The following is a 14,280-nucleotide window of genomic DNA, read 5'->3' as shown; positions in this document are numbered from 1 at the left end:
AGGATCAGAAAGCTTGTTTGAATCGATGTATTTCATCCGCAGATTATGCACGAATGCTAAGAAATCCGGAGTGCAAATATTAACCAAAAAGAAGATCGTTTTTTGATTTATGAAAGAGATCTATTAATTGTATACCGACTTTAGGCCCAACATTTGTTGTTGAATAGTATCAAACCTAATTATACTTTGATCCGTTGATAATAAACATTTACGAATCCATTTTTGGATATCATTATCTTGGGCAAAATATGCAATTAAAGATAAAATAGACTTTTTCATTTCTTATCAGAATAATCCTCAGGATAAGGATCATCTTTAATAACTTTTCGATAATCGTAAATAGACTCTAAAATTAATTTCTCTGATGTATCTTCATGTCGTGCAGTAAATAGATATATTTCTTGAGGATTTTTAAAGCCATACAGATCAAAAACTTGTTCAGAGTTTTCACTGAGATATATTAACGAAGCTGCGGAACTTTTAATAATATACATAAATAAAAAGTAAAAATCGCAGAAAAGAATATTAAAAAATTTACTAGATCAAAATTTTGAGGGAGTACAATGGCTTTGTTGAACAAACCTATCTGTAAAGGCTTTTTCAGCGATATAATTTTCAAATGAAGAAACCTACACACAAAATCTACCGCACAACCAATTGGCCCGCATATAACCGAGCACTCATGAGTCGCGGAAATATTGCCCTTTGGTTTGATCCTGCTACGCAATGGTATGCGCCATCAAAAGGCAAACAAGGGCGAAATCAAACCTACTCCGACGCAGCCATCCAATGCTGCTTAATAATTAAATCCTTATTTCGTCTGTCTTTACGTATGGTTACTGGCTTTATGCAAAGTCTGATTAAAATTTGCGGATTAAATTGGATAGCTCCAGATTACACCACGCTTTGTAGAAGACAAAAGCATATTGATATTGTAATCAGCTAACAAAAAAGTAGCGATGGGCTGCATTTACTCATGGACTCTACAGGCATGAAGTTTCGAGGTGAGAGCGAATGGAAGCGCAAGAAACATGGACCTGAATATCGTCGCCAATGGCGTAAACTTCATATTGGTATAGATACTAAAACCCTACAAATACGAGCAGTTCAGCTTACAACCAATAATGTCAGTGATTCACAGGTGCTTGGCGATTTACTTAATCAGATTCCACAAGATGAGCGGATTGACTCTGTTTATACTGATGGAGCTTATGACACCAAGCAATGCCGTCAGGTCATTGCAGATCGGCAAGAGGATGCGGTGATTCCACCTAGAAAAAATGCGAAACCATGGAAAGATACAAAGAGTAGCTCGCTAGAGGGAATGAATTATTTCGAACAATTAAACGTTTAGGCCGGACACTATGGAAAAAATGGTCAGGCTATCATCGGCGAAGTTTGGTTGAAACTAAGATGCATTGCATTAAATTATTAGGAGATAAACTCTGTGCAAGGAGTTTTGATAGCCAAGTGAATGAGATCCATGCACGTGGAGCAGTGCTCAACAGATTTACGGAATTAGGTCGACCACTTACCCAAGTTACGCCTTAAATTTGGCTCAATTAGGGGGGCTTTGTATTTCAAATCTTTGTGCAACAAAGCCTTTTAAAAGTAACTGTAGGTCAAATTTATGTCTTTTGTGCAGTTAATCGGTTCCTTTATGCTTTTAAAACCGTCACACCTATGCTTTTAAAACCGTCACACCAAGCGTTTATGTTATTAGTATTATTTTTTAGTGAACCAAGTAAAAAACATAAAAAATAGCCCTCCTATTATTCCTATACCAATGCAAGTAATGAAATATAATATTATCAAATGTGTTTCCATAATTTTATCATTAATAACATCAATCAACATCCCCAAGAGGAAAGCTGATATACCTAAAACTATTCCCTTTATGAAACCTGCTAGATAAGGATAATTTTCAGATTCATAATTGGATATAAAAAATGATAAAATTACTTCAACTAGAATTGTTAACATTTTATTTATCCTGCTTCTTATCATCAGAGGTGCTACTATTAATTGCTCTAGATGATGTTTGTTGTAATGCAAATTGATTTGCCCAAATTACTAATCCACCAGTATTTTTTCCAGCAATGGCTGTAGGCACACCCGTTGTACCAACAAATGGAACTTTAGCTGTTTGTGCCATCGCCCCCCCCCAAGCTCCAAAAGCAGCTCCCGTACCAACGGCAACTAAAGATCTAGATCCATCCCATTGTAAACATTTACATTTATACATATCTTTTGCTTGTAAACTACTATCCACCAGTACACTACCACCAGTTGTTTTTACCACAGCCTGTCCCACTGGCGTTGCCGATATATTTTTCGCATTTTGTAAAGCCGTTTTCGATAAACTCGGTATACTTTTTATTCCTTCTCGACCTACTTTTAAAACCACTGGTGCTGCCTCTTTTCCACCTACAATAGCATAAGGGGCATAACCCGCTACGGCTACAGCTCCTAGGTTATTATTTCTCATAGCACCTTGAGCCTTTAAATCCTGAGCGAGTTGCGGATCTTTAGCCAAAGGTGACATAGTATTTGGAAGTAATTTTGCTAATACTCCACCGTTACTGCTACCTCTACTATTATTGATTACAGGAAAATCATTTCTTTGACTTTCTGTAGGACTTACAGCAGGCGTATTTGCTCTTAAAACCCTCCCTTTTTCCGCATCACTTTGTATTAATTCTAGTTGGGTTTTATTATTTGGATTATTTCTAGATTGTTGCACCATATTCTTAATTTGATTGTTGCTTTCCTCGCTGGCAGAATCAGTTAACCAAAATAATCCATTATCTTTCCCACCCATCAACCCCATCGGATCAACCCATTGATTCGGGTCTTTTACATACGAAGAATTATTTAATCCACCAAATAGTCCAATCGGATCTTTACTCACATACCTTGCACTAAACGGCTCATAATAACGGTAACGGTTATAATGTAATCCAGTTTCACTATCGTAATATTGCCCTTGAAAACGAATATTTGTTTGCTCTAATAAATTGTCACTAGTCTTAATCTCTAAAGCTGTGCCCCATGTATCTTGCTTAATTTCCCATATACATTCACCTAACTCATTTGTTAAAGTCTGCGGTGTTCCAACTTGGTCACAGTGATAAAAAAGTACCCGCTCCAATTCAGCTTTATTTTTTCGTGTTTCAGTTTTCCATATCGGGTCTTTATAAACCGAATAATCTTCATGCTGAAATTGAGCATAATCTGGGGTTTCTAGAAGCTTAATAAAACCTGTATAACCCGTTTGCAGCAGCGGTACAAAACTCTGCGGTTCATAGACATAATGCTTGGTGTAGTTTTCTTCAACATCATTAGATTGCTGTGACTCCCATATCATCAGGTCACCGTCCCAGCCGAATAAGGTCAGGGTTTGCGCATTTTGATTTTTCTTGTATAAACGCCTTCCAAATACATCATAACCATATTCAGTCGCCTGACCATTAAGCTCACTTTGGATCAAACGGTTCAGGTTATCCCATGTCAGTTTTAATGTTTTGCCTGCATGGCTGCTTTCAATCACATTGCCTTGCGCATCGTATTTATAGTTTTTACCCTGATATTGAGCGATCAAATTATTTTTGACTTGAGACGCCTGCGTGGCAATCGGGTCAATCAAATTCCCCGCAGGGTCAAAAGCAAAGCTTTCCGTTTTATGCACACTTTGGCTCTGTATCAAACGGCCAACCGCATCATATTGATAATTCAGCTTGCCTAAACGGCTGTCGTCCACCTGCGTGAGTAGATAATTTTGATCATAATGATACTGCCGTTCTGCTTGATGCTGTACACGACCTAATGTCTCTTGCTCTGGCTGAATCAGCTGCGAACTGAGTAAACCTACATCATTATAGTTTTTGCTTTGAACCAATCCATTGGCAAGCATCCGCGCTGTTTCACGGTGCAAGTCATCGCGCTGAAATGCCACCATGTCTTTTTTATTTAACGCAATGCCATAAATATGCCCTGAACCATAACTCAAATTGCTTTGAACCTGTCCATCAGGGCGAATCGTTTGAGTTAAATTTCCCAGCACATCATATTCATAACGCAGCACAGCCGTCAGCGGAGTTAAATGCGGCACTTTATAATGCTGATGCTCACGGACCAATTGGCCAAGCGCGTTGCGATAAAAATCGATTTGACTGTCTTTATTCGTCGCCTTACTCAACTGATGATTCAGGTTGTATTCAAATTCTTCTGTTTGACTTACACGAGTTTGTACATGGGTATAAGTTTTTGAAGCGATTGCACCATCAGCAAAATATGCAAATTGAGTAAACACATTCGGCTGACGGATTTGGAACAGCTGACCGTTTTCATTGTAGCTATAATATTTTTCTTCGCCATCGAAAGCCTGTTCACGTGCCAATTGACCATAACGGTTATATTCAAATAAATATTCTGCATGGTTTTGATTGATCAGCTTTTGAATACGGCCTTGCTGATCCCATTGGTAGCCAATTTGATGACGGTTCGCATCTATACGCCGTTCGAGCAAACCCGCAGCGTTATAACGGTACTGCGTGCTTAAACCTTTGGTATCCGTATGCTTGAGCAAGCGCCCTTCTTCATCATGCTCAAATTGTTCTTTTAAACCATCAGGGTAGACAATTGCTTTAAGCTGGCCTTTGTCTTTGCCATCTGTGCTGTAGATATATTTGACTTGCTGTGCATCAGCAGACTGCTGGGCCGTCAGTGCGCCTTCTTCATCATATTCCCATGCGCTTTCTTTACCTGAACAATCGCTATATGCGGTCATTTGCCCCAAATCATTGTATTGAATTTTTTTAGCGCCGCCTTTGGCATCAATGATTTCTACAACTTGATTATCGTTGTTGTATTTATATTGCGTGCTATAACCTAAAGGATTAATTTCCTTCGTTACATTACCGTCTGCATCGTATTCTTTTTTCCAAATATGACCTTCTGGATCTTTAGTTTCCGTCAAATTTCCTGCTTCATCATAGGCAAAACGGATGATGCCTCCATTCGGCTGTACAATTTTAATCAGCTGATCTTGCTCGTTATAAATTTGTTCGGTTTCTAGGCCTGCAAAATCAATTTGACGGGTAATGCGTTTTTGACTGTCACGCGATAGCCATTTTTCACGGCCATCGGCTAAGCGTGTGCGATAGGTAAAACCATCTAAATCAAAGTAGTAATAGGTCGGCACATCATAAGCATCATATACAGCAACTCGGCGCAGTCGTGGATGCCACTCCAAACGGGTCTTAAAGCTGCCGTCATCTGCCCATTCTGCTATGGCTTTGGCATTCGCCTCTTTTGATTCATAACGAATATTTTGCCCACGCCCTGTACGGTCGGTATAACGGGTCAGCTGATGCGCATCATTATATTCATAGCTGCGCACGTGACCATTTTGATCTACAGCCTTAATTAAATTGCCTTGCGTATCATATTCATAACGTGACACTGGCTCTGCCTGTTCATCCACAAAAGCAGCGATAACTTTTACTTGATCATTAAAGGCAAACTTGAGCTGGTGTTTAGCTTTCTTCAATTGAAAATCAATACTTTGCAGATAAGCCTGCTGTTCAAATAGTAAATAACTTAAAGCAACTTTTTCATCTGTTTCTTCATTGAATTGCTGAATCAACTGATAGTGTTTTCCGCCATTAAAGCTGTGGAAATGAAAACTCCACGCTGAACCAAAATTCAGCAGCAAGTCTTCATTTTCTAATGGTTCTATACTAAAGCCTTCATAAGGCACCGTGTATGCTTCATACAGGATTGACTCAGGCAACTGATGCTTGCGCCCATTACTGTCTATAAATAAGTAGCCATTTTTATTTTGGCTAATGACATTCGAAAAAGGCATCATCCAACGAGCGCCTATCATGCTGCCATCAAACTCATGCATTTGCGAATTATATTGACGGCTAAAGCTAAAACCCACTTTAGGTAAATTAAAATCGGTGTGATTGACCCGTTCAGCACCTATAGCATAACTAATACTGTTATCAGTTGCTGAATCACTAGGTGTAGCATCCTCATTTGGAATCGAACAAGTCGAATCATTCAATGCGTCAGCCTGTAAAGCTAAAAACTCTAAAGTATCTCCTGTTGTATGTTGCTCATGCTCGCCAGTTTGATTAATCGGCACACTGGCATTGGCTTTGTTACCTTGAGTTTTAATGGCTTTTAAGGTTTCTTGAATTAGCCATGCCAAACTGTATTTTAGACTTGCGTTAGCTTGACGTTGAATTTCATTTGGAAATGAACTCAATGCCTGAGTTGCTTGAGTTTGTAGCAGCGTGCCTGTTTGTTCTTTCCTTATTTTAGGTAGCATATTGGCAAGTGCGCTGGTTTTACTTAAATCAATCAGCGGTTTTGCCCAATTACTAAATTGTTCTGCCGGATCTCGTTTTTCAGCACTTACACCAAAACTAATGGTTGGTGAAATTAACCCGCTTTGGATTGGCGCAGCAAAAGTATTTAATATCGACGTGCCTAAAGTTGTTGCGCCACTTAATAATGCGGGAAGTTTGGCCTGTGTTTCAGTCAGAAATTTTTCTAAATCCCCTGCAATCTGCGCATTCAGATGCAAAGACATACGGCGAAGATCGGCCTCTTGAATTTTGCCATTTTCAGGATAAAGCTTTTCAGCCATTAGCCCCAACAAAGGACGCAATACCATACGCACATGCGCTTCAGCCTTCGGCTCTAAATACAACCCAATGAGGTTCATACTCAGCAAAGCAGATTTTTGCACAGCAGCATCACCCTGTTCTTGATCGGTTGCAAAAAGCAATAAATCTAAAACCGCACCAGATAATGCAAAGATATTCGCTACAGTCGGAACATTTGCATTAGCTTTTAGCTGCTCAAGGCTGGTATTTCCACACGCTTTTAAATAATCCTGAATTTGATGGGCTATAAATTTATGATCTTCAGTATGCGTCACACTTTCTAAATTAAAAATTGCCAGTTCTACGGCTGGCTTATTTATTGTCTGTTGTTCTTTTTGAACATTTTGATCAGTTGTCATGTAAAAACCTATTACTCAAATTCTAAATATTTAAAACTGTGTTTGACGCTAGCTTTAGCAAATGCTAACCATTGTTCTTTTTCGGTCGTGTAGTTTCGCTATAAGTGAGATAAGGGCTTGAATATTGCTTCCTATCTACCCAATCATCGTCACTGGCAAGGACAGGTATCACTGGTGCAGGTGCAACTTCTGCTACTTTTATTTCAGTAACTTTAGGCACTGCCACGGGTGCAGCTGCTACATTCATGGGTGTTACCGCACCTTCTCGAATCGTTTCTGTGTAGGTCAATGCACGTGTAGAATAAGAAATTTTACGACCCACAATATCCTTATCAATAGTTGCTTGAGAGTTCTGAACTGCGGCAGCAGTTGACCCAGAAACGATGCCGTTACTCATTCCACTTCCACCTAATACGCTGGATAAGCCTTGTGCCCCCTGACCCAAACTTGCCATTTGTGAAGCAGAAAGTCCCAAGTTGAGTTTCGATGAAATTGCAGATAGTGCAGAGTTGGTGACTTGGTCTTTAAATTGATTTAATGCCTGTCCACCTAGATCTTTTAATGCATTTTTTCCGATATTTTTTAAAGAATCGGCATTTAAATTAAAGAGATTATCTTTTAACTGTGATGTTAAATTTTGCCCCAACGAACCCAATGTATTTTGTAAAAAGTCCGAAGCGCCTGGTACCACTTTTTCCGCCCAATCATAGTTGCGATTAAAGTGACTAGACTGATCCCACGCACTGCGTGGATCTTTATCAAACTCCACTTTCGCGGGTCCCGGTGCAATGCCTGTAACTTGTGCAAAGCCATTGCCATCGAGTTTCCCTGAAACTTGTTTACCTAAAGCATCAATCACTTTAAAACCGGTGCCACTAAAGAAATCTTGCCCCCCATAACTTTTAAGAAGTTCTAAGGCACCTTTCAAAGGGTTTGAAGCAGGAAGTTGTGTAGACTTGCTTGCACTCGATGCAGGTTTAAATAGATGCTGCCCTGCATTTACTTCAAATTTACCGCCTGTCTTAGCAAGAATTCCCGAGCCATTTAAAGTAATTTGGGAAGAAGCTCCTGTGATCACAATCTCTTTAGGACTGCTAATCTCTATTTTGTCTTCAGTAGAAGAAATCGTAATTCCTTTTTTTGCCAAAATATCCAAAGCATCAGACTGTGCCTGAATTTCGACTTTACTTTGCGCTGCTATTGCTTTAATACCACCTTGAGCTGCAAATAAGCTAACCTTACCTAAAGCTTGTCCCACAATATTTTTTTGCGTACTCAGGTTAATGCTATCACCGGCAATTTGGTTGATCATGCCTGTTGCAGATAAATGAATATCCTCTGGTGTACTAAGTGCAATACCATCCACTGAGTTAAGTAAAAGAATGGCTTTTTTAAATTTAGCGATATCTTTTTCTATTTCACTGGCAAAAGCTTTGAGCTGTTCAACAGATTCAATTTCATCTGTTTTTTGTTGCTTTGCAATATCACTTAAAGACTTACTATTACTATGACTCGTCTCCAGCTGTGTTCTTGCAATCTCTGCATCTAAATGTTCACCATTGGCCTTTTCCTGTTTATAAGTCGACACCAATAAACCTTGTCCAGCTCGTACTGCCCCCCATTGATCGGTCCGCAGCTCAAAACCTTCACCCCGATCTTCACTTTCTGCTTTATCTTTTGGATGACTGAGCTTACCGAGGTTCAGTTGGCTCGCACCATGACTACTTTGCAGCTGGGTACTAATTTGCCCCGTGGTGTCATCAAAGCGTAATTGACCAAAACCCTCTCCCGCCACTTCTTTGGAACGAATCCCTGCTAGCTTTTTGGTATCTGGTAATTGTCCTTTATTGTCAAATTTAGTGGGACTACGCTGCGCTTCATGAATACGACCCACGACAAAAGGTCGGTCAATGTTGCCATCAAAGAAATCAACGACAACTATTTCACCAATTCGAGGTAAGAAGCGTGTGCCATAACCTTCGCCGGCCCAAGGCGTCAGTACATCAACCCAAGCCGAGTCTGTGTCATTATTATTCGCACCTGCACCGCCATCATGACCATGATCATCAGAACGGGTAAATAGGAAACGGACTTTTATCCGTCCCCATTCATCAACATGGATTTCTTCACCGGCAGGACCCACAACTTTGGCACGCTGTGGATGTGTTACTGGTCGATGTGTAAGTGGATTAAATTCAGGAACGGTCGTAATATTTCGACGTTGCAAAGCCAAGGTATTGGCTTGGCGTTCATCCGCATCGCTTTGTTTGACTTGCCACTGACTTTGATGGATCAGTTGTGTAACTTGATCGGTTAAGTCTTTGGGTAAATTATTTTGGTTATAAAAAGACTTAGATAAAATCAAAAACTCTTGATCGGCACCACGATGCTGGTCAATCTCTGGATGCTCATCCAATTTGAACCAATAACCAACTTGTGTATCACGCACGGTACTTTTAGCAATAAATTGTTTGGCTTGAGCTGCATAATAATCACTAAAATTTTGATTGAGACGTTCAACTTGAGCACTATTAGAGGCAGTTGCAGCATCTTCACCATTCAGATCTTGCATCCATGCAGGGCTCACATGCCATGCCTGCTCTAAGCTTAAGCTCGCATTATCTTGATTTTGACTATGTAGATGCTTGCTTTGTACTGCACCACCACCCTCGTCCTGTTCAAGTACATCCGCCTGCCATCGTTGCACATGTACCGACGTCGGTTGCAGACTACGCTGACCGATAAAACTGGTCATACTGTCATTTTTTTCAGTCGCACTACTGCGATGAAAACGGATATTACGTCGCTCCAAAGCTTGATATTGACTATTATCATCAATCAAACGTAGCTTTTGAGCTGCTATGGGTGTCGCAGACGATGTTACAAAAGATTGAGCTTCATCAACCAACCAATGAATGCCTTCACTGCGTAGTAAGCGAGTAATAAAATCATAGTCGGTTTCATTACTTTGCATCATGAATGGTCGAACGTCATACTCTTTCTTTAAGCCGCTTAAGTCCAAACTTAAGCTCGCTGCAAAAAGTGGGCTCTTTTTTTGCCATTCCTTAAAAATAATCTCTACCACATCTTTGACCGATTTATTCATAAACACGCGGCTATTACGACGCTTATGCCACAATTCTGTTGCATCTTCTAAGGTCAACTTATATAGCGTTAATGCACCATCACTTTGGCCTTGAAATGCTTCTGTAATGATCCCGGTAATACGAAAAAGTTGACCCGCATCGGTTACCTGATCGATTGCGACTTGTGTACCAATAAATTGTTTGAGTTCTAAGGTGGCAGAAGTTGAGAGACAGATGAGCTGAACATTCAAACCTTCACTTAAGGCATGTTCCCCATCAATACGTTGCAAGAATACTTGTTCATTCAGCGTGGTATTGGAAAATTGAATATGCAAGGCACGTTTTTGTGGACTAATGCCCAATTTCTCAAGTGCAGAATAAATATTGTTCAGCATCGTTATTATCTAAAATCAGATTTTTATAAAATATGCGGGGTATTTAATCAAAAAAACTCATATTTTTCTAGGCATAATCTGCCTGCTTTGTTGGGTTTTATGTAAGTAAAAATTCAAATTTCTACATCAATTCTTTATGTTATTTTTACTCTATTTATTTCTGCATTAAAAAAATGTAGAGACCATCAAACTAAACTTCAGGTCTCTCCATACCACCTTACTGCCTTGCATCACGATTAATTGGTATTTAAAAATGCGTGAATATTCTCCAATTGTTCTTGTGCTTCGATATAGCCTTGCAAGGCCGCTTTTTCCAAATATTGCTGTGCAATTTTAAGATCACGCTCTACGCCCATGCCATGAATATATAAATAGCCCAATCGCGTTAACGCCGCAGCATTCATCCCCTGAGCCGCTTGTGCATAATAGCTATGCGCTTGGGATAAATCTTGCTGCACACCCAAACCATGTTCTGACATTTCACCAAGCTGGTACAAGGCAGTCACATTTCCTAATCCCGCCGCTTGCGAGAAATACTGCAACGCTTGTTGGAAATCTTGTGTTCCCCATTGTCCTTTTAAATTAACTAGACCTAGTTGCGTAAGTGCATCAGGATGGCCTAATTTCGCCGCCTTCAACAATGCTCGCTGGGTTTGAGCTTCATCAAACTGTAGATCAGGCAAGATATTGTCCACGGCTAAACGGTAGAGATACCAAGCAGCATCCTGCGAACCTTGTTCTGCGGCTTTTTCCAGATAACTCAGACACTGATCACGATGTGCTAAAGGATATTCTGGCAATGCATAAAAACGTCCAATCACATAGTTTTGATCAGCGACACAAGTAATGGATATATCATTTAAATGCCTAGCAGCTTCAATTAAAAGTTGCTGTGCTTGCTTGATATTTCGCTCAACACCGACGCCGTGTAGATAGCATAGGGCCAAACCGACTTGGTTAATGAATAATGGTTTGAATTGATACGCTGTTTGATATAACTCAAATGCTTTTTGCGGATCATCACTAACCAAATACTTTTCAAAATACAGCGCTGCAATAAGACTAATTGCATCAGCATCTTTAAGTTGAGCAGCTTCGGTCAGAAAGCGAAAACCTAAAGTTTCCTGCTTCTCCAAGTACCAACCATGAAAATGTGCAATACCTAATAATCGGCTGGCTGCAGCAACTTTGTGCTTTTTGGCCTGCTGCAAAAGATCATGATAAACCCGCTGACGCTGATCGACATCGATCTTACCCATCAATACTGCTTGATAATACTCATACAACTGCTGCTGGTGCCCGAGTAGCAATCCTCGCTTTAAATATTGCAATGACTTTTCATCATTTTGCGCAAGATACTTTCCTTGAGCATAGAACTGCTGCAATTGCTGAATAGCCGCCATATGGTCTTGTTGGGCAGCTTTCAGTAAATATTCCAATCCCAGAGCAATATTTGGCGTGGCTTGTTTTAAATAGAACTGTGCCAATTGATACTGTGAATTGGCATGTCCATTGTCCGCATTTTTTTGCAACAAATCTAAATGTTGCTGCTCGGCATGTGTCTGATCTTCTGGGTTTAGTTCGGCGAGTCGATATTGTGCATCCAAATGACCGCGTGAAATCGCATGTCGATACCAATATTGCGCTTTTTCAATATTGGGCACACCGCCATAGATACCTTCTTCAACTTGCCCCAACACATATGCAGCATCATCACTACCTAAACTATTGGCTTTTTCCAATAAAGCCAGCGCATTTTCCACACTGACTTCTCTGCCTAAGCCTTGTAAATGCATCTGCCCCATAGCGACATAGGCCTGCGGAATTTCATGCTGTTTGGCCAAATTTTGATACAACTCATAGGCACGCGCATAGTCGGTTGGTGCATCAAGCATTAAACGTTCTGCAAATTTCAGCTGTGCATCTAATTGGTCTATCCACAAGTCATGCCCAACCGCTTTAGCCTGATCGCGTTTTACTGGATCGGGTCTTTTCCACATCCAAAACGCAAGTGCTCCCATCCCCAAAATTAGTATCAGTAAAAACCACATACTCGCCCCAAAAAAATCAATATTTTAATTATTCCAACATTGTGTCTGATTTTAATTCTATATACAAAAAAAGCACCGAATTCGGTGCTTTATTTTTTTCAAAATGAGATAGCTGTCATGCTTTTGCTCGTTTTGCATCAAGTTTTTTGAGCACCTCTGACACAGCCACCATCGCAAAGCTGGACGTCACCACTACTGCTGAACCATATCCACCACAACGTAAGCCCGCACTTGGACAAACATCAGCACTGGAAAATGGATTATCAATCGAATAAACACAGGTAATCCCAAACTTTTCTTTCGGCTTTTTACAAATGCCTTTGCCGCGTAATTGTGTGCGCAATTTGGCTAACATTGGGTCTTGCTCTGTTCTTGATAAATCTGCGACTCGGATTTTCAGCGGATCAAGTTTACCCCCTGCTCCACCGGAAACGATCAACGGAATTTTATTAAAACGGCAATGTAGCATTAAGGCAAATTTGGCCTTCACATCATCAATACAATCTAAAATTAGGTCAGGAGCACCTGCCAAAATTTCTTTGACATTTTCAGGTGTGAGATAATCATCAATCAAATTTATTTTGATTCGGGGATTGATCGCACGGCATCGCTCTGCCATGACTTCAATTTTTTCATGTCCCAATGTCGTGCTCATGGCAGGCAATTGTCGATTAATATTCGATGCAGCAACGACATCCATATCGACCAAGGTCAGCTCACCAATACCAGTACGCGCTAAAGCTTCGACCGCCCATGAGCCTACACCACCAATCCCTATCACCATGACATGACTTTTTTCATAATGATGAAAACTTTCATCACTATATATTTTGGCTACGCCAGCAAAACGGCGGTCATATTCATCATCTTGGAGCAGTTCAGTCATAGGTTTGGAGGCAGTGTTAAATCAGCCGCCATTTTAGCAAATTCACTGCTTTTTTTCTTTGATAAAACGCAATTCAGCAGTCAGCGCAACAGAGCGGCATTCGCATCAGGTCTAAATCCATCAAAATAAACATTTACAGCGAATGGAGGTCTGCTTTAAAAAGTATAACCATAGATCTAAAACTCAAGTGTGTATTGCCATGGATATCCATCCTCTGCCAAATAATTTAAAAATTACCGATGACAAAAATGAAATAGATTTAGACACCGTGCATCGCTTTTTAAGCCATACCTATTGGTCAAAAGATATTCCAAAACAAGTGGTGAAAAAAGCGATTGAAAACTCTTTGGCCGTGGCCTTACTTCTCGATGAAGAACTCATCGGTTTTGGTCGTGCCATTACGGATTATGCAACTTTTGCTTATTTAGCCGATATTTATGTCGCCGATGAGCATCGAGGCAAAGGCTATTCAAAATTAATTGTGAGTACTTTATTTGAAAAATGTGGCTCCCCAGATCTAAGACGCATGTTACTTGCGACGGCGGATGCACAGGGTTTATATCGTCAATTTGGCCTTACCGATTTGGCTCAGCCTGCAAATTTTCTCGAGATTCATCAAGCCAACATCTATCAAAGATAGAGAAAATATCTCAGATAAAAAAAAGAGGCTTTCGCCTCTTTTTCGATCTTACAACCTTAGGGTGTGTTGACATTTACAGCCGATAAATTGAGCTAAAGAGGCAACCATATAAATATACAAGCTAAAGCAACAGCGCTTTGATAGTTACGTTTTAGCTTATCGTATCTTGTGGCAATTCCTCTA

Annotated in this window: 6 protein-coding genes and 2 pseudogenes; 2 read left to right on the top strand and 6 right to left on the bottom strand. The window is 40.2% G+C overall.

The window, feature by feature from the left end; translation table 11 throughout:
* Positions 1 to 619: 619 nt before the first annotated feature.
* Positions 620 to 1,551: pseudogene (locus FTV04_RS15715) on the top strand (IS5 family transposase).
* Positions 1,552 to 1,725: 174 nt separating this feature from the next.
* Here the strand turns inward: FTV04_RS15715 and FTV04_RS15710 are convergent.
* From FTV04_RS15710 to FTV04_RS15690, 5 genes are all read right to left on the bottom strand, one after another.
* Complete coding sequence (locus FTV04_RS15710; protein WP_078192682.1) at positions 1,726 to 1,983, bottom strand: hypothetical protein; 258 nt, start codon at positions 1,981 to 1,983, stop codon at positions 1,726 to 1,728.
* A gap of 1 nt (position 1,984) precedes the next feature.
* Positions 1,985 to 7,039 (bottom strand): RHS repeat-associated core domain-containing protein, encoded by a 5,055-nt coding sequence (locus FTV04_RS15705; protein WP_180090318.1) that lies wholly within the window; start codon positions 7,037 to 7,039, stop codon positions 1,985 to 1,987.
* Positions 7,040 to 7,103: 64 nt separating this feature from the next.
* Positions 7,104 to 10,520, bottom strand: coding sequence for a type VI secretion system Vgr family protein (locus FTV04_RS15700; RefSeq protein WP_180090316.1), 3,417 nt, complete (start codon positions 10,518 to 10,520; stop codon positions 7,104 to 7,106).
* A gap of 236 nt (positions 10,521 to 10,756) precedes the next feature.
* The gene (locus FTV04_RS15695) at positions 10,757 to 12,571 is read right to left on the bottom strand and encodes a tetratricopeptide repeat protein (RefSeq protein ID WP_180090314.1); all 1,815 of its coding nucleotides are present in this window, start codon (positions 12,569 to 12,571) and stop codon (positions 10,757 to 10,759) included.
* A 115-nt stretch (positions 12,572 to 12,686) separates the two neighbouring features.
* Entirely contained in the window at positions 12,687 to 13,457 is a 771-nt protein-coding gene (locus tag FTV04_RS15690) for a ThiF family adenylyltransferase (RefSeq protein ID WP_180004537.1), read from the bottom strand.
* 199 nt (positions 13,458 to 13,656) lie between these two features.
* Here FTV04_RS15690 and FTV04_RS15685 point away from each other — a divergent pair, with 199 nt between their 5' ends.
* Positions 13,657 to 14,097 carry a GNAT family N-acetyltransferase gene (locus FTV04_RS15685; RefSeq protein ID WP_180090312.1) on the top strand — a complete coding sequence of 147 codons (441 nt, stop codon included), beginning with the start codon at positions 13,657 to 13,659 and terminating at the stop codon, positions 14,095 to 14,097.
* A 92-nt stretch (positions 14,098 to 14,189) separates the two neighbouring features.
* Here FTV04_RS15685 and FTV04_RS15680 read toward each other — a convergent pair.
* Positions 14,190 to 14,280 (bottom strand): annotated as a pseudogene (locus FTV04_RS15680) (IS5/IS1182 family transposase); the annotation flags it as partial.

Origin of the sequence: Acinetobacter sp. YH12219 (assembly GCF_013417875.1) — a bacterium.
Taxonomy (GTDB): Bacteria; Pseudomonadota; Gammaproteobacteria; order Pseudomonadales; family Moraxellaceae; genus Acinetobacter; species Acinetobacter amyesii.
This window is presented reverse-complemented; position numbering and strand designations above follow the sequence as displayed.